Here is a 25,601-nt window from a genome sequence, read left to right as displayed (position 1 = left end):
TATAAATACGAATCAAGATGAAATTAAAAAACATACTTTCGATCCTGCTGGCATTGTCCGGCATATGCATGGTGTCGTGTGAAGATGCGCTCGACATTGGCGCCCAAGGTGCATTAAGTGAAGAACAGCTCAACACCCGCGCGGGCGTGGACGCATTACTCAGAGGCGCGTATGCCGCTCTCGACGCGCAACAACGTGATAATGCCAATCTCAGCGGAACCAGCGGCTGGGAGGCCTCTCCTACCAACTGGGTGTTCGGCAGCATTGCGGGCGGCGAGGCGCACAAAGGCAGCGACGGCAGTGACCAGCCCGCCATCGATGCCATCGCCAGGTTCACAGCCGACCCGAGCAACAGTTATTTCAACAGCAAATGGCGGTCTGTTTATGAAGGGGTTAACCGGGCTAATTCGGTGATCCGGGTTGTGGGCAGAGTCGCGGAAGTGAACGAAGCCGACCGGACGCAGATTTTGGCCGAAGCGCGTTTCCTGCGGGGACATTATTATTTTGAGCTGAAAAGAATGTTCGGCAATGTGCCCTGGGTGGATGAAAATGTGGAAACCGTGGAAGCGGCGACGCAGCCCAATACGGAGGATATCTGGCCAAGAATTGAAGCCGATTTCCAATTTGCTTACGACAATCTGCCTGCAACGCAATCGGAAGTGGGCCGGGTTAACAAATGGGCAGCCGGCGCGTATCTGGCCAGAAGCTACATTTATCAAAAGAAATATCAGGAAGCCAAGACGCTTTTTGATGTGGTGATCGCACAAGGCGTGACGAGTAACGGACTCAAATATGCGCTAACGAAACGTTTTGAAGACAACTTCGACGCGGCCACGGAAAACAATTCTGAAAGTGTGTTCCAGATCCAGATGGCTGTGCATGATGGAACAAATGGCATTGCAAACGGAAACCAGGGCGATATGCTCAACTTTCCCTATGGCGACAGTCCATTCCGTTGCTGCGGATTTTACCAGCCGAGCCACGATCTGGCCAACTCTTACCGCACAACCGCAGCCGGACTTCCCTACCTGAACGATTACAATGAGCATCCGCTGAAAAACGATCAGGGCATCTCATCCACGCAACCTTTCACTCCCGATCCCGGCCCCGTTGACCCTCGCCTCGATTGGACCGTAGGCCGCCGCGGATTGCCTTATCACGACTGGGGTTACCATCCGGGAGCGCGCTGGATCAGAAGTCCGGGGCAAACTTATGCCGGCCCTTATTCGCCCAAAAAGAACATTTACTGGCAAAACACGCAGGATATTTATGCGGACCAAAGCACGTGGGCACCAGGCACAGCGATCAATTACAATGTGATCCGGTTTGCGGATGTGTTGCTGATGGCAGCCGAGGCGGAGGCACAATTAGGCAATCTTGACAAAGCGCAAACTTACGTGAACCAGGTGCGGGCAAGGGCTGCGGATCCTGTGAACATTTTAAGAAAATACCGCGATGACAATGACCCGGCAGAAGGCTTTTCGAATGTTCCGGCAGCCAATTATGTGATCAGCCCCTATCCGGCGGGCGCGTTCAGCGGAATGGGCAAAGCGGGTGCATTGAACGCCATTTATTTCGAACGCAAGCTGGAACTGGCCATGGAAGGTCAGCGCTTTTTCGACCTTGTGCGCTGGGGCATCGCGCCGCAGGTGCTGAATGCGTATTTCGCGTATGAAGGAAGGTTAACGACCGATATCCGTGGCGCAAGGTTTACGCCCAACCGAAACGAATTTTACCCGATCCCGCAGCGGCAGATCGACCTCAGCAACCAGGGCGGCAACTCTGTGTTGAGACAAAACCCTGGCTATTAACATCTTGCCTCCACAAAACACAACCGGCTCTGACCTCAAACCGGGGCTGGTTGTGATATAACCATTCCGTTTTACCAACTCCACAATCAACCATGTCAGCACATTTTCAACCCGCATCCGGCGAGCAGATCCACGAAACTGTTCACCATGAGCCGCAAAGTTTTTGGTCCAAATACGTTTTTGCGCAAGATCACAAAATGATCGCGCGGCAATATCTGATCACGGGCATTCTGTGGGCAGTGATCGGACTCGCAATGTCGGTTATTTTCCGCATTCAGCTGGGCTTGCAGCAGGCTAATTTGTCCTGGTTAAAACCCATACTCGGCGGATGGATTGACGAAGCCGGACGGCTCGACCCAAATTTCTACCTCGCCCTGGTGACCATGCACGGCACCATTATGGTGTTTTTTGTGCTTACTGCCGGTCTGAGCGGCACATTCAGCAATTTCCTGATCCCGCTGCAAATCGGTGCGCGCGATATGGCTTCGGGTTTCATGAATATGCTTTCCTACTGGTTTTTCTTCGCGGCGAGCATTGTAATGCTTTCGTCGATGTTCATTGAAACAGGGCCTGCGGCTGGCGGGTGGACGGTTTATCCGCCATTGAGCGCATTACCGCAAGCCATTCCGGGATCGGGAGCCGGGATGACGCTTTGGCTGGCGAGTATGGCGCTTTTTATCATATCGCAGCTGCTGGGTGGGATCAACTACATTACAACGGTCATTAACCTCCGAACAAGAGGCATGACATTCAGCAAGTTACCGCTCACCGTCTGGTCATTTCTGATCACCGCGATTCTTGGTCTGATCTCATTTCCCGTGCTTTTTTCAGCCGTGCTGCTATTGATATTTGATCGCCATTTCGGCACCAGTTTTTATTTATCAGACATTTATATCAATGGCGAAGCGTTGCACCATGTTGGCGGCACGCCCATTTTGTTCCAGCATCTGTTCTGGTTTCTGGGCCATCCGGAGGTTTACATTGTGATCCTTCCCGCGCTCGGATTGACTTCCGAAATCATTTCCACCAATGCGCGCAAGCCCATTTTCGGTTACCGCGCTATGATCGCTTCCATGCTCGGAATTGCGTTTTTGTCCTTCATTGTGTGGGCGCATCACATGTTCGTTTCCGGCATGAACCCATTTCTCGGATCCATATTTATGTTCCTGACGCTGATCATTGCGGTGCCTTCTGCGGTGAAGGCATTCAACTACATTACTACGCTCTGGCGCGGCAACATTGTTTTTACTCCGGCTATGCTTTTTGCAATCGGGATGGTTTCATTTTTTGTTTCCGGCGGGCTTACGGGGATTATTCTGGGCAACAGCTCACTGGATATCCAATTGCACGACACGTATTTTGTAGTAGCACATTTTCACCTGGTTATGGGTGCGGCGGCATCGTTTGGATTGTTTGCGGGCGTGTATCACTGGTTTCCAAAAATGTTTGGCAAAATGATGAACATTACAATGGGACAAGTGCATTTCTGGCTCACGTTTATCGGCATTTACATGGTCTTTATTCCGCTGCATTACATTGGCATTGCAGGTTTTCCGCGCCGCTATTACGCATTTACCAGTTACGATTTTACCAATAAGTTTCTGGATATGAACCTGTTCATTCTGGTCGCAGCCGTGGTAACTTTTGTGGCGCAGTTTATTTTCCTCTGGAATTTTTTCAAATCCATCTTTTTTGGAAAAGTCGGTCCGCAAAATCCGTGGCATTCCAACACATTGGAATGGACGACACCTATTTTTCCCGGGCACGGCAACTGGCCTGGAAAGCTCCCGGCCGTTTTACCGCTGGCCTTACGATTACAGCAAGCCGGGCGCCATACAGGATTTTATCCCGCAAAATGTCCCCTATTCTCAAACGCCTGAGTCAAACCTTCCGCATGAAAATGAGGCGATTGGAAAGGAAAAGATTATTGACCAGCAATATTTTAACGATCCTTTTTAAAGCCGGAATGTGGCAAAAAATGGATAACCATCTCATGCCAGGCAAACGCCGATACTGGAATGATTTTTATAAAGCACGTCGGCATTTCTCACTTAAAAATCTACAATTATGTTTTATCACGATGGAAAGCTTCCAGTACACGGTAAGGGTTGATAAGCCAAACCCTCAATTTGCAAAATTACTTCAACAGGCAATTGGCGGGATTGAAGGCGAGATGCGCGTCTGTTTGCAATATTTGTTTCAGGCATGGAACTCGCGGGGGCCACAAAAATACCGCGATATGCTCCTGGAAACCGGAACAGAGGAAATCGCGCACATTGAAATGCTCGCAACAGCCGTATGCCTGAATCTGGAAGGCTCTTCCAGCGCAGTGAAAGATGAAATGGCGATGAGCAATCCGATGGTTGAAGCGGTGATGGGCGGCCGTGATCCGCGCCACATTCTTTCTGCCGGATTGGGAGCGATGGCTGCTGACGCCAACGGTGTTCCATTCAACGGATCGTGGGTGGTGAGCAGCGGCAACATTGCGGCAGACATGCATGCGAACGTGATGGCCGAAACCACAGGCCGCGTGCTGGCGACGAGGCTGTACGAAATGACAGACGACACCGGCATGAAGGACATGCTCGCGTTCCTGATTGCGCGCGATACGATGCACCAGAACCAATGGATGGCGGTGCTCGAAGAGCTGGGCCCTGATACGCACCCGATTCCAAACAGCTTCCCGTCGTCGTTGCAGCATGAGAATGTCGCTTACAGTTTTTTAAGCACAAGCGTAAATGAGGTTACCAATGCAACGGGACGCTGGACTGAGGGCTCATCTATCGACGGCAAAGGCATTTTCCGGTTTGAAAAAGCAGTTCCGACCGGAGGAACGCCTGTTTTGGCCCCGGCAGACAAAGAAGTCCACGGCCAGATTGAACAAGGCGTCGCTCCCGACCCGAGCTTCATTGATAAGGTTAAGGACATCATTTCCTGATCCTTTTAACCCATTTAAGCCTGCCCCGCCGCCCCAGTTATGCCAGTAGCAATGAACCGGCAAAACCGGGGCGGCGGTCTTTAAGCTGATTAACATTACAGAATGATGAAATATATTTTCCGTAAAATGCTCACGCAAAACAGCCGGGAGCAACAAAGCTTTATCCTGATTATCTCACTGCTCACATTGCTTAGCAGCTGTGCAACCAGACAATTGAGCAAGTCGGATCAACGCAAAATTGATGGCAAAACATTTGTCGTAACCGGCGCGTCCAGCGGTTTTGGACGGGGCGTTGCCCAGCAACTCGGACATTATCATGCAAATGTGGTCCTGGCAGCGCGGCGTGGAGACATATTGGAGGAGGTCGCCGAGGAAGTTCGAAAAGGCGGCGGAAAAGCAATCGTGGTTGTGACTGATGTGAGCGAGGCGGAGGACATTCAGCATTTGGCTGACACGGCTAAGCAGACATTTGGCAAACTAGATTTTTGGATCAATAATGCTGGCGTCGGCGCCATAGGCGGTTTTGAAAACATTCCTGTGGAAGAATATTCAAAACTCGTCGATGTCAATTTGAAAGGTGTGGTTTACGGAAGCAATGCTGCGATGACTATTTTTAAAAAGCAGGGACATGGCAAGCTGATCAATGTCGGCTCGGTAGAAAGTGCTGTTCCGCTTGCATACCATGCAACTTACGGCTCCACCAAAGCGGCGGTGCGTGCGCTGGGAAATGTGCTTCATCAGGAACTCAGGCTCAGCGGCAACAAGAAGAAAATCAAGGTCGTAACCATCATGCCTTGGGCGGTTGATACGCCTTTCTGGCGCCATGCTGCGAATTATAGCGGCGGCACACCGCGGATGGCGGCTATGGACGGACCGCAAAAAGTGGTGAATGCGATCATTTTCTCATCCCTCCACCGGACCAGGGAATTGCCTGTGGGCTGGAAAGCCCGGGGCGCCTACATCTCGCACCGCATTTTCCCACATTTCACGGAGAGATTGTCGGCCAACATTGCGCATCGTTATCAGATCAAAACGGCACCGCCCGCACCGGCAACATCTGGAAGCGTGTTGACGCCTATGCAAGCGGGTGAAGGCGTGGACGACGGCGTACGGCAGCGCATGAAAGAAGAGAAAAAGGAAAGAAGAGCAGAAGGGCGGCAGCACCGGCTCATCAACTGCTCTTTAAACGTTTCCTGATCCGGCTCAGCGAAGGATTGGTAATGCCTAAAAACGAGGAAATGTGATAGGCGGGAATGCGCTCAACAATGTTCGGATGTTCTTCCAAGAGCCGCAAGTAACGTTCTTCGTGCGAGAAAAAAACAAATTCTTCGGTGCGGGTTTGGGCATAGGAAAAGAACAGCTCGGCTAGAAGCCTCCCGAATTTCGCCCAGTTCGGATTCGTTTCATACAGCCCGTTGAGGTCTTTGTAAGAAATAAAAACGATCTCCGAATCTTCCATCGCCTCTATGTAATACCAGCAGGCTTTTTGCGAAATAAAGCTTCTGAACGAAACGACAAACTGATCTTCCGAGAAGAAAAAGAGGTTTTTATCGGTGTTTGTTTTCGGATCGTGATAATAGATGCGAAAGATCCCTTTCACAACCAAGCCGAGGTCGTTGCAGACCATGCTCTGCATGTTGAAAAAATCGCCTTTTTTAATTGACCGGGGTTTCCAGCAGGGCTGTCCTTCGGCAATGTCCTTATCCGTCAGCGCAGCAAAGTTTCGCAAATGCTGGGCAATGATTTCATTTTTGTCACGCATAATGCCTTCTAATTTGATACAAACGACGACATCGGGCCGCTCTTTCCAAATCTGCATGCGGTTAAGCATTTTTGATCGTCTTATTAAGGCGAAAAGCGGCCAGCAAGAAGTAAAATGCCCCAAAAGCAGCATAACCAGCCAGCGTATTCAAACCTGTTCCGGGCGTATGTGCTTTCAAAAATATGGACACGCCCGCCAGCATGGATTGACCGCCGCTGATGATCATCGGCCATTGACCGTCGAGTTGTCCGCGTCTGTGCAAACCCAGAATCAGCTGGATCAGGCCAGTAAGGATCGCCCAGGCGCTGAAAACGACCAGTGCCTCCGCAACGCCTTTTTGTAACGCAATGGAAACCGCAATGGTCGTTGCAATTCCGATCACCATATTCACATATTGCGGTGTTTTGTTTGCATGCGTCGGGTTCGCTTTGATGTCAAAAAAGGTTGCGATAACGTCCCATACCGGATAAACAACAAACAGGATCGTTGCAGCCAAAGCATTTTTACCGGCCAGTGCCGTGACCAGCAAAACCCATAATACAGAGAATGCTGTGCGGGTAAAGTAAAGCGTACGCAAAGATTTAGCAGTTTCAGCAGCCTCGTTAGAAGTGGCAACAGCAGATGTGTTCAGCGATTTCATGATGTAACATTTTTGTTTTTTGTTACATCAAAGTTCAGGGATTGAATGAAGAGCGTTTTTCACCTAAGTTAAAAACCCGGGAAAAAATTTTATTTTTTCCCGGGTTTTTTGGTGCCGGTCAAATTCCAACGTAAATGAGGACCATGTGACGCCAAATCGCGTGACCGATAGTAATAATAAAAAGTGCAGTCATGCCTAAGCTGGCTCCTGTAATATATTTGGTCCTAACGTTCATCTTAGTGAAAATCGGCAGAAGCGCGCACGCTATTAAAGCGGTGAAATAAAGACCGGTCAATGCACTATTAGCAAAACGTAAAAACTGAAGCTTGACAGATTATCTTCATAAGGCGGAAAGTCCAAACTATACATATTAGATCCAACAGTCACTTTAAACAGGCCCCATTCAACCACTTTCAAGATCAGAAGCGGCCCTCCATATAGCATAAACAAGCTTACGTAAATGATCGATAACGTAACTGAGATGCAGTATAAAAGTCTGATTGCCGTCATCATCCGCCTAGTGCTTTGTGATTAAACGAATTTACAAAAGCTGAAACAACTTGCATTACAAATTTGAAGATATTGGCCCAGTCAGTCAAGTTATGCCCAAAATGCGAATCGAAAAATGTACACGCTGCATCAACTTTTGTCCATTCTCTCCCCCATTCCAGTCTGCCAATTTTGCATTCAGTTTAAGGGAGGCGGTCGGTTCCGTCTCCTCTCACTTTAACTCAATGCAAAATGAAAAGTCAACAGAATCGCACGTTAGGTGCATTCGAAAAAGCGTTTTGGCTGTTGGATCAAATCGATTCCAAGGACTTTTGTCTGGCCGCCGACATTACCGGAACACAGCCCGTTGAAAAATGGCGGAAGGCCATTGACATGGCACAAAAACGCCATCCAAACCTCTCGGTAAGGGTTGTAATGGATGAATTGGGAAGACCAGCATTACAGCATGTGGACAACCTGCACATTCCGCTCCGGGTAGTGCATGCAGAGCAGCATTATCGCTGGGAACAGGAAGTGGAGAAAGAGCTTTCTAAAAGGTTCAACACTTGAAGAAGGCCCATTGTTAAGGGTTGTTTTGGTTCAAAAAACGGATAGCACGGTCCTGATCCTGGCTGCAAATCACACCGTTTCGGATGGCACATCACTAAGTTATTTGACTCGGGATATATTGCTGGCCGTTACCGGAAATGAGCTTGAACTAATGGAGCCGCAAGTGTCTAATGATGAAACGCTCGATTTGCCGGAAGATCTGCCTGAACAGATAGTCGATAAGATTTTGGAACTCAGAATGAAAACGGATGTCGTGAATCCACTGGTTTCATCGCACCGCTTTTCGGAAAGCACAACGCATAACCTGCTAGAACGCGCCAGACAGGAAAACACAAGCGTTCATGGCGCCATTTGCGCGGCCGTATTGCTGGCTTCCAGGAAATTGCGCCCGGAATGGGACGAGACGAGAATGGAGTTGGTTTCGCCGGTTTGCACCAGAGGCGCGCTGAACCTGGACGATAATTTTGGCCTGAACATTACCACGCAATCGGTGTTTTTTGAAAACCAGCGCTACTTATCGTTCTGGGATTTGGCAAGATTGGCGAAGGCTGGTCTCGGCGGGACGAGTTCTGCTGAATACACGACCGGCTATTCGTCGTTTTTCCGCGACCTTGTCTTTGGCCACAACGATATGCAGCAAATGCTGGATGCTTTAAAACAGGCATTTAACCATCACATTATGGTTACCAATCTGGTCAGAGTGAAATACAAAACGGATTTCGGACCATTGAAACTGAAAGCGCTTTACGGCCCGATGGTGCGCTCGGGCAAAGGAATGGAACAGACGATCGGTGCGTTAACTTCCAACGATGCGCTTTGCCTGACCAATACGAGTGATACACCTATTCCAGGCTTACTTCTGGAAATGGAGCAGATTTTGGAAAAAGCTTGTGAGGAAAATTTAGTTGCTAAGACTGAATGTTCCTTTCGATAAGCGTCCGCAGACGCTGGTCATTTTGATCGCCCCACTCGCCGATTGCGCCAATAACGGGAATCAATGATTTGCCGAAATCGGTAAGGTAATACTCCACTTTGGGCGGGACGACGGGATAGATGATCTTTCCAACGAGCTCGTGGTTTTCGAGTTCTTTTAATTGCACATTCAACACCCGGCGGGATGCATCCGGAATTTTCCGTTGCAGCTCGCTGGGCCGTTGAAAGCCCTGGTGAATGAACCACAAAAGCCTGATTTTCCATTTGCCGTAAAGCACCTCACCGATCAGGTCGAGCCCGCAATTCAGATTGGGCATTGTCTTTCTCTCGTACATGCTGCAAATATAAACATATGCATTTGGCGGTTCAATAGGGATAAATTTATCCCTATCTGAATCGTAAGTCCGTACTTGTCAGCGCGTGGCATTGTGCTGAAATTTGTCCTACACAAATCGATAAGGACATGGATTTCAATTTTGAAAACGAACTAAAAAACAAAATTGCCTTGGTAACCGGTGGCAGCAAAGGAGCCGGAAAAGCAATCGCCGACCGTCTATTTAAAGCAGGTGCAATGGTGATCATCACCGCAAGAAACAAGCCGCAAGAAGAAAATGAAAACATCCACTTCATAGCCGCAGATTTAAGCAAACCGGAAGGAACGCAGAAAGTGGTAAACGAAGTCATTGAAAAATTCGGCCGACTGGACATTCTGATCAACAATATGGAGGCTCGGAAACGCCTGCGGGCGGCTTTGCAGTGCTTTCTGATGAAGATTGGGAAACGTCATTTCAAACCAATTTGCTGGCGCCGGTGCGGCTGGACCGCGGATTTTGCCGGCAATGATCAACCGGCACGAAGGCGTCATTATCCACATTGCATCCATTCAGGCGAAGCTTCCTTTGTACGACTCTACATTGCCTTATGCGGCTGCGAAAGCTGCTTTGGTCAATTATAGTAAAAGCTTATCCAATGAAGTTGCGCCCAAAGGCGTCCGCGTGCTCACCCTTTCGCCGGGCTGGATCATGACCACATCATCCGTCCGGATGATGGAGCGCATTGCCGAAAGCACAGGCGGCACGATGGAAGAAGCTGAAAAAAGCGTTATGGACGCATTAGGCGGCATTCCATTCGGCAGAGCGGCCATGCCGGAGGAAGTCGCGGAGCTTGTCGGCTTCCTGGTTTCTCCAAGAGCAGCTTACCTCACTGGCACAGAATACGTGATTGATGGCGGCACCATTCCCACATTATAACCCAGTTTTTATCAAGATTTTATTCAATACAAAAACCATTTTAAATCAACATAATCATGAAACTTCCAGAAAACATAGAAGGCTTTATCAAAGCACAAAACGAAGCAGACAGCACCGCATTTGCCAATTACTTCACAGAAAACGCAACCGTTTCCGACGAAGGCTCGTCCTATTCAGGCAGGGAGGAAATAAAAGGGTGGATCGAGGAAGCGACAGAGAAGTATAATATGCATACAAAAGTCATTGACTTTACGCAAACTGGTACAAAAGGAACGCTCACCGTGGAAGCAAGCGGCACATTTCCGGGCAGTCCGCTTGTGATGAATTATCATCTGGATTTTGATGATGCATTGATTAGTTCGCTGAAAATTACGGGCTAATGATTTCAAATGCATTCATCTTGCGGGAAGGGTTGGCGCAAAAACAAGAATCGTTGTCTTTTCAAAACAAAAGAGGGACTGCCCTCGCAGTCCCATTCTAAACCTTTTGTCCCAGACTTCTGAAATCCCTCCACAAGTAAGTTCACATCGAAAAGTGCCGACTTCTCTGCAGGTGTCAAACGGAACATCCGAATGATAAAGCGCCAGATCATGCACCATTTTCAGCGAATGCGCCAGCTCTTTGTAACCCTGACATTCAATCACATACCAAAAATCAGCTTGTGATTGCGTCAGCGGAGCGCCGACATTCGATGCGTGACGTGCATCGTTGCGTTTGCGTTGACTGAATTTGCATTCGAATCGATTCCTTCTTCATTCGTTAAAGTTTGCATATGACCATGAAAAAGAGTGAGAAAAAAGGAGAGGTCACCGCAAACTTTAACGAATGAAACTACATCGGTCAGGTCTCGGGACTTACACCCGTATGCCTCTCCAAGACCGTTTTTGGTCTGACATTTGAAAATAGTTTCATAAGAATTTATTAAAGTTTGCGGGGCAAATATAGGAGAAAGTTTGGATGGGTAGGTAGCGCAAGTTCACCAGCACTGAACATAACTTTACATTAATCTATTCAATACGACGTCTGCAAATAGACAATAGCGACCTTTAAATAATTGCTTACAGCTTTACATTGCGCGCACGATGCATCCGCGCAGAAAGTTGTCCATCTTCTTTACCGAAGGATAATCCATCAAATCATTTGCCCGGCTTACCTCTATATTGGGTCCGGACAAAATGATTTAATAAATGAAGAAGCAGATTGAGATATACATCAGCCAGGATGGACAGGCACAGATTGAGACAAAGTTTGAAGACGACACTGTTTGGCTTACTCAAAAAATGATGTCAGAATTGTTTCATACGACAGATTCCGAATATCAATATGCACCTCAAAAATGTGTATGAAGATGGGGAGTTGATAGAAGAGGCAACTATTAAGGTTTTCTTAATAGTTGCTTCGGAAGGCAAGAGAGAAGTGAAACGTAGCCAAAAATACTATAATCTGGATGCCATTATCTCAGTCGGATATCGTATCAAATCGGAAGTTGCCACGAAATTCCGCCAGTGGGCAACCCAGCGGCTTAAAGAATATCTTGTCCAAGGCTACTCCATTAACGAACAGCGACTTGCTCAGAAGAACCAGCAGGTGCAAACGCTGAAAGACGGGATTCGGATTCTGAGCCGTGCAATCGAATACAAGGTGAATGAAGCAGACACGACCTGGCTCGCACATTTTGCCAAAGGACTGGAATTGCTTGATGATTACGACCATGAAGCGTTGGATCAGAAAGGTATCAGTCAAAGAGCGGCCGTTTTATCCTGACTTATCGTCTTATCACGACATTATCAATACCATGCGGCGTGATTTCGACTCTTTCGTTTTTGGAAAGGAGAAAGATGATAGTTTCCGAAGCTCAATTGCGCAGATCAGTAAAGGATTTGGGGAAATTGATTTTTATCCGTCAATCGAGGAAAAAGCGGCTACCCTACTTTATTTAGTTATCAAAAATCACTCATTTGTCGATGGGAATAAACGAATTGCTGCGGCGTCTTTTTTACTTTTCCTGGAAGTGAATGGCTTATTAAAAGCGAACGAAAACCCAATTATCAGCAACGAGAGCACTCGCAAGCCTGACACTTTTCGCCGCTGCCAGCAAACCGGAGGAAATGGAAACTGTAAAGAAGTTGATTGTCAGTGTTTTGAACAGGAATCAGTAAGAACCGGCAAACGCTTGTCGTGTAGAGAGACATTTACAAGCCATAATTTCACCTTGCGGGAAAAATGTACAAGGCGCAAGGCTTTTTATCCATTCTTCTGGGCTGATTAACCTGCCACCTTTGTAATGTCAAAACGATATGACAATCGACTAACGGTTAGCAGATTAACTCAAACATTCAAACTTACTACTCAGATGAAAACTATTGCCTTGACCATCGCATTCCTTTTCACTTTTATCCAAAGCCAATCTCTATTTGCACAAACACGCAAGCCAGCAGCATTCGGAAGAGAAGAATACATTGAGGTCGAAAAAAATGTAAAACTCCACGTGATCGACCTCGGCGAAGGTCAGCCCGTTGTGCTCATTCACGGATGGCCGCTCAACAACGAGATGTACGAATATCAATACCAATATCTGGTTGAAAAAGGGTTCAGGGTGATCGAGCATTTCCCTCCGCGGCTTCGGAAAATCGGACAGACCTTATGGAAAATACGACTTCGATACTTTCTCGGACGACATTAAGGTGGTTTTGGAAAAATTGAAAATCGAGAACGCGACGCTAGGCGGGTTTTCAATGGGCAGTGCTGTGGTTCTTCACTACGTGACCAAATATAATGGTGCGCATATCAAGAAGTTAGCCATATTTGGTGCAACCGGTCCATCATGGAAACAACGCGAAGGCCATCCTTACGGCACATCACCGAACAAGGCGCAAAAGATCTCATTAAACAAACAAAAACAAACCGCGAACAACTGGTGGCAGGCTTTGGAAAAGCATTTGAAGGACAAGAAGGCGGACTTAAACCGGAATCGATCAAATGGTTGGAAAGCATCAACCTGAATGCATCACCTTACGCTACGACTCAGGCTATCAGCGCCTTAGGCGACCTGGACCTGCGTCCTGTGCTTGGAAAAATCAAAATGCCGGTTGCGATATTCCACGGTGTGAATGACAAATTGTGTGACTATGCTCAGGCTGAACAGCTTAACAAAGCCGTCAAAGGATCGTACATTGTCAAATTCGAAAAAGGCGGACACGGGTTTTTTATTGAAGAAATGGATAAATTCAACGCCGAGCTCGAAAAATTTGCCAGAAACTAATTAAACAAATCGCACCTGTGAAGCGAATGATCGCTTCACAGGTTTTTTCTCTATTTTGAAACAATAACCCCAGCATTCACAAGCCTATATAGCCATGAGTAAGACCGTTTTCAATAACAATTTAAAGACTTTGGGATTGCTGCATGTGAGCCAGGAGCAAACGGATGTGATCAACGGGCCAGCTTACAAGGAATACATTAAGATCCTCTATCTGCCCGCAGACTACAAACTGAGGGTGGATTTTGCGAATTACGAGACGCAGCAGCCGACATTGTTTTTTATCAGCCCCAATCAATATCTTGAACTGGAAGCTGCTGGCGAGGAAAATGGCTACTTCATTTTTTACAACCGCGATTTTTACTGCATTCAAATTCACGATCAGGAAGTTGCGTGCGACGGGCTGCTTTTCAACAACATCCGTAATATGCCCAAAGTGGAGCTTTCGGGGGCTGAAAATGCTTTTCTGGGCGGCTTATTTAAGGAAATGATCCAGGAATTTCATCTCAACGACAGCTCGCTCGAAGAAATGGTCCGCACCTATCTCAAACAACTGCTCATCCGAGCAACACGCTCCTGGAAACGGCAGCATTTGACACACGATGTGACTGAACAGCAAAGTGACCTGGAATTTTTCCGAAAGTTTACCCGGCTCGTGGAAGAGCATTATAAGTCTAAACACACCGTCGCCGACTATGCCGATTTCCTGTGCATGGCACCGAAAACGATCACGCATAAATTCAACCGCCTGCGGCTGCCACAGCCTAATGAGGTGATCAAAAACCGAATTATCCTGGAAGCGAAGCGGCTTTTGGTCCACACTTCGCTCACGGCCAAAGAAATCGCTTATGAATTAGGTTACAATGATCCCGCCTATTTCAGCCGGTTGTTTCAGACTAAAACAGGCGAATCACCGTCGGGATTTCGGGCAAACTTTTCGAGCTGAATTAAGATTACAAATTCTGCTTCTTCAACTCCCCTACCGCAAAATCAGCCGCCCGTGCTGTCATTGCCATGTAGGTAATGGACGGGTTGACGCAGGATGATGATACCATCGCCGCGCCGTCGGTGACGAATGACATTCTTGGCAGTCGTGGATCTGATTGAATTTATTGAGTACTGATGTTTTTGGATCTTTCCCCATGCGCGCGGTGCCCATATCGTGGATTCCTAGGCCGGGATGCGTGTCCTGCCGGTTGAATCCGGTGACGTCTTTGAAACCTGCGGCTTCGAGCATTTCCACGGCGGAGACCATCATATCTTTTCGCATTGTCAGTTCATTTTCACCAAAAGCGGCGTCGAACACGATCATCGGAATGCCCCATTTGTCTTTCTTTTCTTTGTCTAAAAACATGCGGTTCGACGGGTCAGGAAGGATTTCGCCGAAGCCGCCAAAACCCATTGTCCAGGTGCCGGGATGCGACATATCTTCTTTGAAACTGGCGCCAAAACCGTTCATCGTGATGCCTCGTTTCCAGTCTGTTTTGCTCGCGCCACCCTGGTAACCGTAGCCGCGCAAAAAGTCCTTTTTGTCTGTTCCCCAGTTCCGGAAACGCGGTATATACAATGCGTTCGGCCTTTGACCAAAAATATAATCGTTCTCAAATCCCTCCACCGTCGCATTCGCGCCCACACCCAAATGATGGTCCATAATGTTCCGGCCAACCTGGTCGCTGTCATTGCCGAGCCCGGTAGGAAAACGGTTTGATTTCGAATTCAGCAGAAGCGCCGCCGTGTTCATGGAACCTGCATTAAGGAAGACGATTTTGGCAAAAAACTCTTCAACCGCCATCGTATTCTGATTGATCACGCGCACGCCTTTGGCTTTCTTCGTTTTTTCATCGTAAATGATCTCGCTCGCAATGGTATCGTGCAGCACCGTCAGCTTGTCCGTTTTTAGCGGCTCGTATGGAGCCTGATAGTGAACTGTAATAACCGCCGTAAGGACAACCACGGGCACATTTACTCCGATACTGGCACGAAGCGCGACCCAGATCCGTATGCCATGATTGCGGTTTGGTAAGATTAGCAACCCGCCCGATCGTTACCGGCCGGTTGAGCTTTTTCAACATGGTTTCCTTGAAATATCGCTCGGGAGCGCTCATGGGCATGGCGGGCAGATAATGTCCGTCGGGCAACACGTCCCAGCCTTCGGCTTGTCCGCTGATGCCCACAAATTTCTCAACATGCGTGTACCACGGTTCGAGGTCTTCGTAGCGGATCGGCCAGTCGATGGCGATGCCTTCTTTTGCATTTGCCTCAAAATCGCTTTTGTTCATCCGGTACGACTGCCGACCCCAGTGCATCGACTTCCCGCCGGTGTGATAAGCCCTGATCCAGTCAAACGGACGCTTTTCTATATACGGATTCTTTTGATCATCGGTAAAAAACGGCCCGGTTTCCTCATTGGCCAAAGTCCCGAAACGGCTGTTTGCCCAATATTCTTCGGCTGAATGGATCGAAACTTTGCCCCTATGCTCAAATTCCCACGGGCCTTTCATGGCCGTATCGTAATCTTCAATGTGTTTCACTTCGCGTCCCCGCTCGATCATCAACACTTGCAAGCCTCTCTCCGTGAGCTCTTTCGCTGCCATTCCACCCGTCATCCCCGACCCTACTACAATTGCGTCGAACGTATGTGCTTTATCTGCTTTTAAATTTAAGTTCATGGTAAAATGGGCGACTAGTAGGCGAAAGATTTTTGATTGGGCTGCATGGTGATCATTTCCAGTTTTCCGGGAATGGGGACATATTCAAAGGACGATTTAATGCCCGCCTCCGAAGTGAAATAGCCAAGCATGGTCAGTTCTTTCATCAATCTCCAATACGGCAATCCCTTTTTCTGAACCGCCATTTGTTCCCGGTCTTCGTTGTCACCCATTTTGGTCTGCTGCACCTGATATGCCTTCATTTCCTCGGCCGAATCGATTTCCACCTGTTTCAACAATGCGGTTTTCTGTTCATTTGTAAATGTCAGGAACTGCTTTTTTTCCAGACTGTTAATCCCTTCCACAAAACTCTTATGCTCCGGGGCCTTGTAACAATCCTGCACCATCATCACAATGAACGCCGGAACGCCTGCATCTTTCGCGCCGGGTGTGGTCGTTTTGGGAATGATCATTTCAGCGACTTCCGCGACGATCTGTTTCTGGATTTCGGTCAAAGTCAGTTCGGCCGGAAAAGTTTCTGATGCTTCCCAACGCTGCATCGCCAGCAAAGTGGGAGCCGAAAACGCCCCTCCAAGTAAGGCCGCAACGTGGGTAATGGCAGTTCTTCTGTTCATGGATTCTGCGAGAATGATAGGGTTATTAAGCGCACGATAATGTAATTTATTACATATATTTCAAAACAATTTAAATATTTCGAAACTTAAATGTAGCTGGTCATGAAAACAAAGGGCATTCTGACATTTTTCTTCCTAACCATTTGTTTAATTGCACTTGGTCGTGACAACAATTTTGAAAAACCTATAAAAAATGACATTACAATGGAAGAAAAAGGTTTGATCAAAATTTGCATTATGTATCCGTTTGCTGAGGGAAAAACCTTCAACATGGAATATTATGAGACGAAACATATGCCGATGGTAGCGGGATTTCTCGGGGTCAAATCTCGTTAAATACACCATTGAAAAAGGACTTTCCGCCGGCATTCCAAATCAACCTTTGCCATACATGGCGATCGGCACATTCTATGTCAAAAACCTGAAAGAATATCAGGAGGCAGTCGGACCGCACCGAGATGCCATCCGTGCAGATTTTGCTAATTATACCAACACAACGCCGGTCATTTTGGTGAGTGAGGTTGTGAAATAAATCCCTTGTCTATGTTCTTGCAACTTTTTTTCTCAATGTTATTGGCGGTCGTCGTGCCCGTTTGTTACGCTCAAACTGCCTCGTCCAAACAGACTAATTCAAATAATTCCGGAATCATCACCGGTGCTGACCAGACTGAAAAATATCTGCCAGTTACTGACAGGAAAACGGATTGGTCTGGTGGCGAATCAGAGTTCTATTATTGGTAAAAAAAGCAGTGTGGACAGCCTGCTGAGCCTGGGCATTAACATTGTAAAAGTGTTTGGGCCGGAGCACGGTTTCCGGGGGAATGCCAGCAATGGCGCCGTCGTAAATAGTGAAGTGGATGCGAAAACCGGCATTCCGATCATTTCATTATATGGCAAAAACCAGAAGCCTACCAAAGAGCAGCTGGCAGACATTGACCTTCTGGTTTTTGATATTCAAGACGTTGGCTGCCGTTATTATACGAATATCAATACGCTTGAATATGTGATGGAAGCTTGTGCAGAAAACAATAAAGAACTGCTGATTCTTGACCGGCCAAATCCCAACGGATATGTAGTTGACGGGCCCGTAATGACGGAAGACAGGTTTAAATCTGCCATCGGGATCCATTACACACCCATGACGCACGGCATGACGATTGGTGAATTTGCGCAATACCTGAATGGGGAAGGATATCTTGACAAACCATGCAAGATTAACGTCATTAAGGTGGCCAATTACGATCATGATATGCCTTACGAATTGCCCATTAATCCGTCGCCGAATCTGAATACACAACAAGCCGTCATGCTTTTTCCGAGCCTGTGCATGTTCGAGGGAACAGCCATTAACGAAGGTAGGGGCACATTAATGCCATTTACGATCCTGGGAGCACCCGCATTGAAAGGCAAATATGCATTTTCCTATAAACCCGTAAGCATTCCCGGAATGAGCGAACGCCCCAATCACAAGGACTCCATCTGCTACGGACTCGACCTGCGCGGATACGACATCGCTAAACTCCGCAAAAGCCGCCAGCTTAATCTGACCTGGGTAATTGAATTATACAACGCCTACCCGGACAAAGCCCATTTCTTCACACCCGGCAGGGCAAACCAGGATATTTCCGCTTTTGATCTACGCATTGGAACGGATCAGTTGAGGAAACAGATCATTGCGTGTGTGTCAGAAGCGGACATCAGAAAAAGCTGGGAACCTGGTTTGCAACAGTTTAAGGATATCAGGAAGAAGTATTTGTTGTATCCGTGACGCTGAATCTGGTTTAATCAAATGCATCCGTCTTGAAAAAATTCCTAAAAAAGGCCTTATCAGCTGCCGCGGCTTTTGTGCTTATAGCAGCCGTTGCTGGCGGTTTATTTATTTACAAGATCAAAAATGGCTTTCCCGTCCGCTTCGAAACGGAGCAGCCTGCTATTGACTTTCCCACCGGCAAGTCTGCTATTCTGGTGTTTTCCAAAGCGACTGGTTACCGGCATTCGGAATCGATTGATGCTGCCAAAATTGTATTTGAAAAGCTGGGTGAGCAAAACGGTTGGTTTGTGTATGAAAATGAGGAAGGCGGCGTCTTCAATTTGGAGCAGCTTAAACATTTCAATGCCGTCATTATTAATAACGGGACCGGACGACTGCTGCAATGCGGCGCAACAGCGGGCAGTGGAACAATATGTGCAGTGGGAGGAGGCGTTAATGGGCATTCACGGGTCCGGTGATTTCTCGCACGACGACTGGCCGTGGCTGACCAAAAATCTGGTCGGTGCTGCTTTCTCGCACCATCCACTCCGCCCTCAGCTGCAAGCGGCCGAAGTTCAAATGCAGCAGAACGCGGGAGAAGTCCACCATTACGCGCCGGCTGCCCGCTTCCTGGCCGAGCACAGACGAATGGTATATCTTTCATACCCAGCCCAAAGACGCAAAAATTGTGGCCTACATTAATGGCGAGCGCATCCTGCCAAGTGGTAACATGCTATTTATCGAGGAATCAAAAACTTCGGAATGGGCCGTAACCACCCCGTCGCCTGGCACCGGAATGTCGGGAAAGGCGGAACATTTTACACGTCCATGGGACACGACGCAAGTGTTGGAAAAATGGAAACTTTTGCTAAAACTGATTGAAAATGCGGTGCAATGGATGATGCTTAACGGTTCGCACAGAAAGAATTAAGTGCACAAGAGTAATGAGAAGTTTCTTTTTAACGAAACTTCGTTTACATTTAGAGTTTCAAACACACTATATATGCGTAAACTTTTTGAAATTATCTTATTGGACGAAGCTTTTGATTTTCTAAGTGGGCTCGAAAGGAAGCATTCAGAAAAAAATTCTTTACAACATCCGTAAATCACAAATCGAAACGGACCCGGAATTGTTTAAAAAACTAACTGATGATATTTCGGAGTTTACAGAACACTTTATCAAGGTTTCCAATATCGTCTTCTTGCGTTTTGGGACAAAACTTTGGCAAAAGAAACCTTGGTAATATCCACGCATGGATTTATAAAAAAGAGAAGTAAGGTTCCGGAAAATGGAATTTGAGAAAGCATTAAGCGCTCGGCTTCGATATTTCTCAGAAAACAATCAGAAAATCATAAGAGATGAAAACGTATACATTAGACGAAGTTCAGGACAAACTTCTTGGAAACATTCGATGCGCCCCAACGCGATATACTTGAATACGAACTAAAAATGGAGTTGATCGGTAAAGCAATTAAAGAAACAAGAAAAGAAAGAAACTTAACCCAAGAAGATTTAGGGAAATTAATTGGCGTTCAAAAAGCGCAAATTTCAAGACTTGAAAGCAATGCAAGTAATGCAACAATGGATACTTTGCTACACGTTTTTTTACAGCGCTGAAAGCAAAAGTTAAGTTGCAAATTGAGTTGCCTAATCTGAACATTAGTATAGGAGATTGATGGGCAGGCGCCAAACATCAAATCGGCTAATCACAAAAAAATTACATGGAAAATACAAACATTAACCCGCTGCTGTGTGATATTGAAACAGGTGTTCCACGAAATGCCTGAGGTTGGTTACTGGAACGATCGATCAAATAAGTGCTGCTTCGCAAAAAAGCGTCAAACTCATTTATTTCACCGATCCGATCTGTTCCCTCGTGCTGGGGCATTGAACCTCAGTTGCGCAAACTGAAACTGGAATATGGACAGCACATTGAAATAAATAGAATATCGAATCGGGCGGCTTGTTGCCAAATTGGAGTTACAACAGCGGCGGAATCAGCAAACCCTCGGACGTGGCGCATCATTGGGATGAAGTAAGCGAGCGTTATGACATGCCGATCGATGGCGATGTGTGGCTGGAAGACCCGCTCGATTCATCCTATCCACCCTCTATTGGCTTCAAAGCTGCTCAGCTTCAAGGTTCCGAAAAAGCCGTTCAATTCCTGCGGACATTACGTGAAATGCTTTTTTTGCAAAAAATCAACATTGCAAAATGGGAGCATATGGCCCTGGCCGCTGAAACGGTCGGTCTGGATGTGCAGCAGCTGAAAAGCGATTTCAATGGTCGCGCGAAAGATTTGTTCAAGGAGGATCTGGACTTTGCGGCACAGCTTGGTGTAAGAGGTTTTCCGACGATGTTTTTTGTAGATGAGCAGGGTAACCAGGAAAAAGTTTACGGCACTAAGCCTTATGAAACATATGAGGCTGCCTTGCTGAAACAGTTACCCAATGCCGAAAAAAAGGACATTAATACGGATTGGAGATCACTTTTTAGCAAATTCAATACGCTGACTGCCCGTGAGTTTTCCGAACTTTCCAGACTTCCCGGACGCAGGCGGAACCATTCCTTAGGACCCTGGTCGAGTCAGGAAATCTGAGCGAGCTGAGCACCAAAAACGGTTCGCTATGGCAACTGGTGCGGTTATAAAACTTGCGTAGACTGACGAAATTTCCCTTTAATGTGCCAATGTGTTCACTAAATTGCTTACGTTGCTGCTCATACGTTGTGACAAGAGAAAATGAAAGCACTGATTGAAGACGAGAAGCTGATTCTCCGCCACGAACCCGGAAAAGGCGCCTGGACTTATCATTTGGTCATACCCGGAACAAAGGACATTCGGGGAAGCTGGGGTGAAATGAAGGTCTCCGGCACCATTGACGGCTTTGAATTCAAAAATCTGAATCTGGCTCCCGTGACGAATGCGGATAAGATGATTTCGGTCAACGGCACAATCAGAAAAGCGATTAATAAGGGTGGCGGCGACGAAGTAACTGTCACCCTTTACAAAATTTCAGACAATAAACTCAGCTCAAAAGATCAATTGCTGGATTGCTTCGACGACGCCGATATTTTAAAGAAATTCAAATCGCTGCGACGAGGAACAGAAAGAGATCATTGATTCAATCTTATCTCAACCGAACAAAACAAGGCAGGAACAAAAGATCCTGACTTTTATAAAAAAACTCTCGTGATCTGACTCCCCTCAGCAATTGTATTTTTAGCCCTGGAACGGAAATTGATAACTTCATGCATTCATCAACATTTGAACATCATGAAGAAGTTAACATCAAGTATCGTTGCATTAATGCTGATCGCGGGCGGAACACTTTTCGCGCAAAGCACGACTAATCAGACCACACCGAAACAGGGAACAAGCTCGTCGACCCAGCAGGGCAGCTCGACTTTTGGAACGCAAAATAGCAGCACAACGAACAATTCAATAAATCCGACGGGCCAGCAGAACAACAATGAGCGTAACGCCGCTCCGTCATCGCAAACCAACGGCAGCATTAAGGACGCCGCGCCTGCAACGCAGAATAACAGCACGACCAACAACAGCATTAATCCCACAGGTCAGCAGAATGGCAGCCCGTTCAGCACCGATCCGGCAACACAAAGCGACAGCATGAACAAAGCAACGACCACCAATGCCGGGACATCTGACAAATCGGGAAAGAAACGGAAGGACAAAAAAGAGAATTCAGATCCGAAGTAATAAGACTGTAATGTCTATATAATGATATAAGAAAGCCGCTTTTGCGGATTGGTCTCCGTTGTGAAAATTTCACAATGGAGACTTTTTTTACCGCTGGCTCGGAATTTGTTGGCGCGCGACTTATTGTTCAACAAATCACTTGAAACATGAGAATCCATCTACATTTCAGAAAAATGCAGGTTTTTGCAGCTGTATTTTTGTTGTCACTAAACATTGCTGTGGCGCAGCAGGCGACGGTGCGCGGAACCGTAAAAGAAGGGACGGATGCACTGCCGGGTGCGTCGGTTTTTGTTCAGGGCGGTGGCGAGGGCGTTATTACTGGCGCTGATGGCTCCTATCAATTGTCACTTCCGGCTGGAACCTACGTCATCAATGCCAGTTTTACAGGATCGGCGCCTGAGCAAAAACCTGTCACGCTGCAAGGTGGGGAAACCGTTGAATTGAATTTTGATTTAAAAACAACTTCATTAAATGAACTCGTCGTGCTGGGTTCGCGTGGCGAGGCCCGTTCGCAGCTGGATACGCCGGTGCCCGTGGATGTCATCGACGTTCAAAATCTGGTGAAAGACGTTGGACAGGTGAGTGTGAACCAGATCCTGAATTATGTGGCGCCTTCGTTCAATTCCAACACACAGGTTTTGGGCGACGCCACCGACCACATTGACCCTGCTTCCTTGCGCGGACTCGGACCGGATCAGGTGCTGGTTTTGGTCAATGGAAAGCGCCGGCATACGACTTCGGTCATTAATATCAATGGCACATTTGGAAAAGGTTCCGTGGGAACGGACCTGAATGCGATCCCGACCTCATCCATCAAGCGCATCGAAATCCTACGAGACGGCGCCTCGGCACAATATGGCTCTGACGCCATTGCGGGCGTGCTTAACATTATTTTGGAAGACAATGTCAATGAACTGAGAGTGAGCGCAACGGCGGGCGGATTTGCTTCCAAAAATTCCGAAGGCGGCATTGATGGAGAAACCGTTCAGGCAAATGTAAATTACGGTTTGCCATTGGGCGCCAAAGGTGGTTTTATCAATTTAGCGGGATCATTCGATTTTAGAAATCCGACGAACCGCATGCGGGAATTCACGGGCGTCATTTTTTCAGATTATAACAATCCGGGCCTTTATCCAAATCCGACCGGCGCCGACATTACCAATGCGGAACTCGAACGCAGAGGAATGACCCGATCCGATTTCAACTCCCGAATCGGACAGGCACGTGCCCGCGGCGGCGCGTTTTCGTTTAACAGCGTTGTCCCGCTCGCTAATGATGCGGAGATTTATGCTTTTGGCGGACTCAATTACCGTCAGGGCGAGTCGGCTGCATTCCGGCGAATGCCTGCACAATTGACCCAGAATATTGGAGAAATATATCCGCTCGGCTATCTGCCGCTGATTGCGACCAATAATTATGACCAATCCATTGCAACCGGAATCAGGGGAAAAGTGGGTCAATGGAATGCTGATCTGAGCAATACATTCGGCCGTAACCAGATTGATTTTACTACTGAAAATTCTTTAAATGCTTCCCTGCTTAAGCGCGTCCCCTACCCGTTTCGCGGCAGGCGGATATGAGTTTACCCGAAACACAACAAACCTCGATCTCAACCGTAATTTCGAAAACGTGCTTAGCGGATTAAATGTGGCCTTCGGCGCAGAACACCGTTACGAAAATTACCAGATTATCCAGGGCGAGGAAAGGTCGTGGGCTGATTATGGCCGTGCGGTAAGGGTCGGAACGGGCGCCAATGGTGCCGCTATTTTGATTCCAAGTCTGACCGGAAATGTTTTCACCCTGCAAGCGGCAAATGGTGCAAATTATGCGGGCGGCGCACAGGCTTTTCCTGGATTTCGGCCGGAGAACGCAATTAATGTGTCACGAACTTCGGTCGGACTTTACACGGATCTTTCACTGGACATTACCGAAAACTGGCTGATCGATGGCGCGGTCCGGTTTGAAAATTATTCAGATTTTGGGTCAACATTGAACTGGAAAGTGGCGTCGCGTTACAAGATCGGGGAAGATTTTGCGATCCGCGCCGCGGTCAGCACTGGTTTCAGGGCGCCATCGTTGCACCAACGTTATTTCAGCGCTACATCGAGTCTTTTTGTGGAAGGAGAAATTATTCAGTCGGGCACATTTACGAATGAAAGTCGCCCTGCGCGGCTGCTTGGCATTCCGGAATTGAAAGAGGAAACTTCCATTAATTACAGCGCCGGATTTACTGGAAATTTTGGCAAATTCAAGGTTACAGTCGATGGCTATTACATCCGGATTAACGATCGAATCATTTACACAGGCCAGTTCAGCGGAAACAATTCACCCACTGCTTCGCCTCAGGACAGGGAAATTTTCGAGCTGCTTTCACAAGCCAATGCACAGACTGCCAGGTTTTTCGCAAATGCCATTGACACCGAAACCCGGGGCATTGACGCAGTCCTCACTTATGCAGAGCGTTTGGGGAAATCACGTTTCCGGGCAGATCTGTCGGGCACTTTTGTAAAGACCAATATTGTCGGCGGCGTGAAAGCTTCCCCTTTATTGGCTGGAAAAGAGAACATTTATTTCGATCGGTCGAGCCGCATTTACCTCGAATCAGCCGTGCCCCGCGTAAAAAGCAATCTGACATTGAGCTATAACATCGGAAATTTTGTGGCATTTTTAAGAAATGTATATTTCGGACCTACTGTGGACGCTGCAACGAACGTGGAAGCTGACGCGCAGACGTTTGGTTCGAAAATTATCACCGACCTTTTCGCTCAGCTATGACGTTTCAAGAACCGTGCGTTTCACCATCGGCGCCAATAACTTGCTCGACATTTACCCTGACGAAACCATTGGCGGAAACCGGGGTGCAGGATATTATGCATTTATTCCCGCACCGGCCAGCAGTCTGGATTTAACGGGAGGTTTGCGTTTGCGAGGGTTAATTTCACTTTGTAGAAGAGAATTGCAACATTGATCCACCATCCGCCTTTACTTCCAAAGACTGCAATTTTTCGTCATTCACATGACCCGAAAACTGGTTTAGCAAAACCTTTAATTTCGGGTCAATGAATGTTTTACAAAACGGCTTTTCAGGGTTCTTATAGTAGTAATCTAAATATTGCTGATCGTTGAGCCTGAACGCTTTAAATGGAATCACTTTCGTAATGATCTGGTTTTCAAAACCTTGCTGCAACCCTGCAATA

At 47.4% G+C, this 25,601-nt stretch carries 29 protein-coding genes and 5 pseudogenes; 27 read left to right on the top strand and 7 right to left on the bottom strand.

What is annotated here, in order from left to right; all coding sequences use genetic code 11:
• Positions 1 to 17 precede the first annotated feature (17 nt).
• From AC0IYG_RS02005 to AC0IYG_RS01990, 4 genes and pseudogenes are all read left to right on the top strand, one after another.
• A complete protein-coding gene (locus AC0IYG_RS02005; protein ID WP_471709352.1) occupies positions 18 to 1,811 on the top strand; it encodes a RagB/SusD family nutrient uptake outer membrane protein in 1,794 nt (597 codons plus the stop codon).
• 92 nt (positions 1,812 to 1,903) lie between these two features.
• Positions 1,904 to 3,770: pseudogene (locus AC0IYG_RS02000) on the top strand (cytochrome c oxidase subunit I).
• A gap of 108 nt (positions 3,771 to 3,878) precedes the next feature.
• Positions 3,879 to 4,749: pseudogene (locus AC0IYG_RS01995) on the top strand (manganese catalase family protein).
• 102 nt (positions 4,750 to 4,851) lie between these two features.
• Positions 4,852 to 5,946, top strand: coding sequence for an SDR family NAD(P)-dependent oxidoreductase (locus AC0IYG_RS01990; RefSeq protein WP_471709351.1), 1,095 nt, complete (start codon positions 4,852 to 4,854; stop codon positions 5,944 to 5,946).
• On the opposite strand, the gene AC0IYG_RS01985 is transcribed toward AC0IYG_RS01990, so the two are convergent.
• Together AC0IYG_RS01985 and AC0IYG_RS01980 are read right to left on the bottom strand one after the other, a co-directional pair.
• A complete protein-coding gene (locus tag AC0IYG_RS01985) occupies positions 5,921 to 6,568 on the bottom strand; it encodes a Crp/Fnr family transcriptional regulator (protein ID WP_471709350.1) in 648 nt (215 codons plus the stop codon). The genes AC0IYG_RS01990 and AC0IYG_RS01985 overlap by 26 nt on opposite strands.
• 4 nt (positions 6,569 to 6,572) lie before the next feature.
• A complete protein-coding gene (locus tag AC0IYG_RS01980; RefSeq protein ID WP_471709349.1) occupies positions 6,573 to 7,151 on the bottom strand; it encodes a hypothetical protein in 579 nt (192 codons plus the stop codon).
• 741 nt (positions 7,152 to 7,892) lie between these two features.
• On the opposite strand from AC0IYG_RS01980, the gene AC0IYG_RS01975 reads away from it, so the two are divergent.
• Positions 7,893 to 8,210 carry a hypothetical protein gene (locus AC0IYG_RS01975; protein ID WP_471709348.1) on the top strand — a complete coding sequence of 106 codons (318 nt, stop codon included), beginning with the start codon at positions 7,893 to 7,895 and terminating at the stop codon, positions 8,208 to 8,210.
• Entirely contained in the window at positions 8,143 to 9,144 is a 1,002-nt protein-coding gene (locus tag AC0IYG_RS01970) for a phthiocerol/phthiodiolone dimycocerosyl transferase family protein (RefSeq protein ID WP_471709347.1), read from the top strand. The genes AC0IYG_RS01975 and AC0IYG_RS01970 overlap by 68 nt, the downstream gene beginning before the upstream one ends.
• On the opposite strand, the gene AC0IYG_RS01965 is transcribed toward AC0IYG_RS01970, so the two are convergent.
• A complete protein-coding gene (locus AC0IYG_RS01965) occupies positions 9,119 to 9,478 on the bottom strand; it encodes a winged helix-turn-helix transcriptional regulator (RefSeq protein ID WP_471709346.1) in 360 nt (119 codons plus the stop codon). The two genes, AC0IYG_RS01970 and AC0IYG_RS01965, sit on opposite strands and share 26 nt — an antisense overlap.
• Before the next feature lie 128 nt (positions 9,479 to 9,606).
• Between AC0IYG_RS01965 and AC0IYG_RS01960 the strand changes: the two genes are divergently transcribed.
• From AC0IYG_RS01960 to AC0IYG_RS01950, 3 genes are read left to right on the top strand one after another with little or no spacing between them, the layout of a single operon-like run.
• Entirely contained in the window at positions 9,607 to 10,098 is a 492-nt protein-coding gene (locus tag AC0IYG_RS01960) for an SDR family NAD(P)-dependent oxidoreductase (RefSeq protein ID WP_471709345.1), read from the top strand.
• The gene (locus AC0IYG_RS01955) at positions 9,983 to 10,393 is read left to right on the top strand and encodes an SDR family oxidoreductase (protein WP_471709344.1); all 411 of its coding nucleotides are present in this window, start codon (positions 9,983 to 9,985) and stop codon (positions 10,391 to 10,393) included. Before AC0IYG_RS01960 ends, AC0IYG_RS01955 begins: the two co-directional genes overlap by 116 nt.
• 56 nt (positions 10,394 to 10,449) lie before the next feature.
• Entirely contained in the window at positions 10,450 to 10,773 is a 324-nt protein-coding gene (locus tag AC0IYG_RS01950) for a nuclear transport factor 2 family protein (protein WP_471709343.1), read from the top strand.
• 15 nt (positions 10,774 to 10,788) lie between these two features.
• Here AC0IYG_RS01950 and AC0IYG_RS01945 read toward each other — a convergent pair whose 3' ends face one another.
• Positions 10,789 to 11,037, bottom strand: coding sequence for a hypothetical protein (locus AC0IYG_RS01945; RefSeq protein WP_471709342.1), 249 nt, complete (start codon positions 11,035 to 11,037; stop codon positions 10,789 to 10,791).
• A gap of 679 nt (positions 11,038 to 11,716) precedes the next feature.
• Between AC0IYG_RS01945 and rhuM the strand changes: the two genes are divergently transcribed.
• The 5 genes from rhuM (at position 11,717) to AC0IYG_RS01920 (ending at position 14,598) form a co-directional block, all read left to right on the top strand.
• A complete protein-coding gene (gene rhuM, locus AC0IYG_RS01940; protein WP_471709341.1) occupies positions 11,717 to 12,157 on the top strand; it encodes a RhuM family protein in 441 nt (146 codons plus the stop codon).
• 31 nt (positions 12,158 to 12,188) lie between these two features.
• Positions 12,189 to 12,662 (top strand): type II toxin-antitoxin system death-on-curing family toxin, encoded by a 474-nt coding sequence (locus AC0IYG_RS01935; RefSeq protein WP_471709340.1) that lies wholly within the window; start codon positions 12,189 to 12,191, stop codon positions 12,660 to 12,662.
• An 84-nt stretch (positions 12,663 to 12,746) separates the two neighbouring features.
• On the top strand, positions 12,747 to 13,076 hold the full coding sequence (locus tag AC0IYG_RS01930; RefSeq protein WP_471709339.1) for an alpha/beta fold hydrolase: 330 nt from the start codon (positions 12,747 to 12,749) through the stop codon (positions 13,074 to 13,076).
• Positions 13,000 to 13,395 carry an alpha/beta fold hydrolase gene (locus tag AC0IYG_RS01925; RefSeq protein WP_471709465.1) on the top strand — a complete coding sequence of 132 codons (396 nt, stop codon included), beginning with the start codon at positions 13,000 to 13,002 and terminating at the stop codon, positions 13,393 to 13,395. The genes AC0IYG_RS01930 and AC0IYG_RS01925 overlap by 77 nt, the downstream gene beginning before the upstream one ends.
• Before the next feature lie 354 nt (positions 13,396 to 13,749).
• On the top strand, positions 13,750 to 14,598 hold the full coding sequence (locus tag AC0IYG_RS01920) for a helix-turn-helix domain-containing protein (RefSeq protein WP_471709338.1): 849 nt from the start codon (positions 13,750 to 13,752) through the stop codon (positions 14,596 to 14,598).
• A 7-nt stretch (positions 14,599 to 14,605) separates the two neighbouring features.
• Here AC0IYG_RS01920 and AC0IYG_RS01915 read toward each other — a convergent pair.
• Together AC0IYG_RS01915 and AC0IYG_RS01910 are read right to left on the bottom strand one after the other, a co-directional pair.
• Positions 14,606 to 16,321, bottom strand: a pseudogene (locus tag AC0IYG_RS01915) (GMC oxidoreductase).
• A 14-nt stretch (positions 16,322 to 16,335) separates the two neighbouring features.
• Positions 16,336 to 16,935: a gluconate 2-dehydrogenase subunit 3 family protein gene (locus AC0IYG_RS01910; protein ID WP_471709337.1), complete on the bottom strand. Its 600-nt coding sequence runs from the start codon at positions 16,933 to 16,935 to the stop codon at positions 16,336 to 16,338.
• A gap of 102 nt (positions 16,936 to 17,037) precedes the next feature.
• Between AC0IYG_RS01910 and AC0IYG_RS01905 the strand changes: the two genes are divergently transcribed.
• The 13 genes and pseudogenes from AC0IYG_RS01905 to AC0IYG_RS01845 all read left to right on the top strand — a co-directional run bounded on the left by AC0IYG_RS01905 (position 17,038) and on the right by AC0IYG_RS01845 (position 25,372).
• Positions 17,038 to 17,271, top strand: coding sequence for a hypothetical protein (locus AC0IYG_RS01905; RefSeq protein WP_471709336.1), 234 nt, complete (start codon positions 17,038 to 17,040; stop codon positions 17,269 to 17,271).
• Between the two features lie 46 nt (positions 17,272 to 17,317).
• Positions 17,318 to 17,467: an EthD family reductase gene (locus AC0IYG_RS01900; RefSeq protein ID WP_471709335.1), complete on the top strand. Its 150-nt coding sequence runs from the start codon at positions 17,318 to 17,320 to the stop codon at positions 17,465 to 17,467.
• A gap of 11 nt (positions 17,468 to 17,478) precedes the next feature.
• A pseudogene (locus AC0IYG_RS01895) lies at positions 17,479 to 18,703 on the top strand (exo-beta-N-acetylmuramidase NamZ family protein).
• A 32-nt stretch (positions 18,704 to 18,735) separates the two neighbouring features.
• On the top strand, positions 18,736 to 19,164 hold the full coding sequence (locus AC0IYG_RS01890; protein WP_471709469.1) for a hypothetical protein: 429 nt from the start codon (positions 18,736 to 18,738) through the stop codon (positions 19,162 to 19,164).
• Positions 19,049 to 19,387 (top strand): ThuA domain-containing protein, encoded by a 339-nt coding sequence (locus AC0IYG_RS01885; RefSeq protein ID WP_471709464.1) that lies wholly within the window; start codon positions 19,049 to 19,051, stop codon positions 19,385 to 19,387. The genes AC0IYG_RS01890 and AC0IYG_RS01885 overlap by 116 nt, the downstream gene beginning before the upstream one ends.
• Entirely contained in the window at positions 19,374 to 19,616 is a 243-nt protein-coding gene (locus tag AC0IYG_RS01880) for a hypothetical protein (RefSeq protein WP_471709334.1), read from the top strand. The genes AC0IYG_RS01885 and AC0IYG_RS01880 overlap by 14 nt, the downstream gene beginning before the upstream one ends.
• Positions 19,617 to 20,084: 468 nt before the next feature.
• Entirely contained in the window at positions 20,085 to 20,303 is a 219-nt protein-coding gene (locus AC0IYG_RS01875) for a helix-turn-helix domain-containing protein (RefSeq protein WP_471709333.1), read from the top strand.
• Between the two features lie 346 nt (positions 20,304 to 20,649).
• Positions 20,650 to 21,285, top strand: coding sequence for a DsbA family protein (locus AC0IYG_RS01870; protein ID WP_471709332.1), 636 nt, complete (start codon positions 20,650 to 20,652; stop codon positions 21,283 to 21,285).
• 141 nt (positions 21,286 to 21,426) lie between these two features.
• The gene (locus tag AC0IYG_RS01865; RefSeq protein ID WP_471709331.1) at positions 21,427 to 21,807 is read left to right on the top strand and encodes a DUF1905 domain-containing protein; all 381 of its coding nucleotides are present in this window, start codon (positions 21,427 to 21,429) and stop codon (positions 21,805 to 21,807) included.
• Between the two features lie 153 nt (positions 21,808 to 21,960).
• Entirely contained in the window at positions 21,961 to 22,404 is a 444-nt protein-coding gene (locus AC0IYG_RS01860; protein ID WP_471709330.1) for a hypothetical protein, read from the top strand.
• Between the two features lie 146 nt (positions 22,405 to 22,550).
• Positions 22,551 to 23,984 carry a TonB-dependent receptor gene (locus AC0IYG_RS01855; protein WP_471709329.1) on the top strand — a complete coding sequence of 478 codons (1,434 nt, stop codon included), beginning with the start codon at positions 22,551 to 22,553 and terminating at the stop codon, positions 23,982 to 23,984.
• Positions 23,932 to 25,179: a TonB-dependent receptor plug domain-containing protein gene (locus AC0IYG_RS01850; protein ID WP_471709328.1), complete on the top strand. Its 1,248-nt coding sequence runs from the start codon at positions 23,932 to 23,934 to the stop codon at positions 25,177 to 25,179. The genes AC0IYG_RS01855 and AC0IYG_RS01850 overlap by 53 nt, the downstream gene beginning before the upstream one ends.
• A gap of 13 nt (positions 25,180 to 25,192) precedes the next feature.
• Positions 25,193 to 25,372, top strand: a complete 180-nt coding sequence (locus AC0IYG_RS01845) for a hypothetical protein (protein ID WP_471709327.1) — start codon at positions 25,193 to 25,195, stop codon at positions 25,370 to 25,372.
• Here the strand turns inward: AC0IYG_RS01845 and AC0IYG_RS01840 are convergent.
• Positions 25,343 to 25,601 (bottom strand): annotated as a pseudogene (locus AC0IYG_RS01840) (hypothetical protein); the annotation flags it as partial. The gene AC0IYG_RS01845 and the pseudogene AC0IYG_RS01840 overlap by 30 nt on opposite strands.

The sequence above is a fragment of the Dyadobacter sp. AC419 genome (assembly GCF_979253085.1).
Note: the sequence above shows the minus strand (reverse complement) of the source record. Positions and strands in the feature narration are given on the sequence as shown.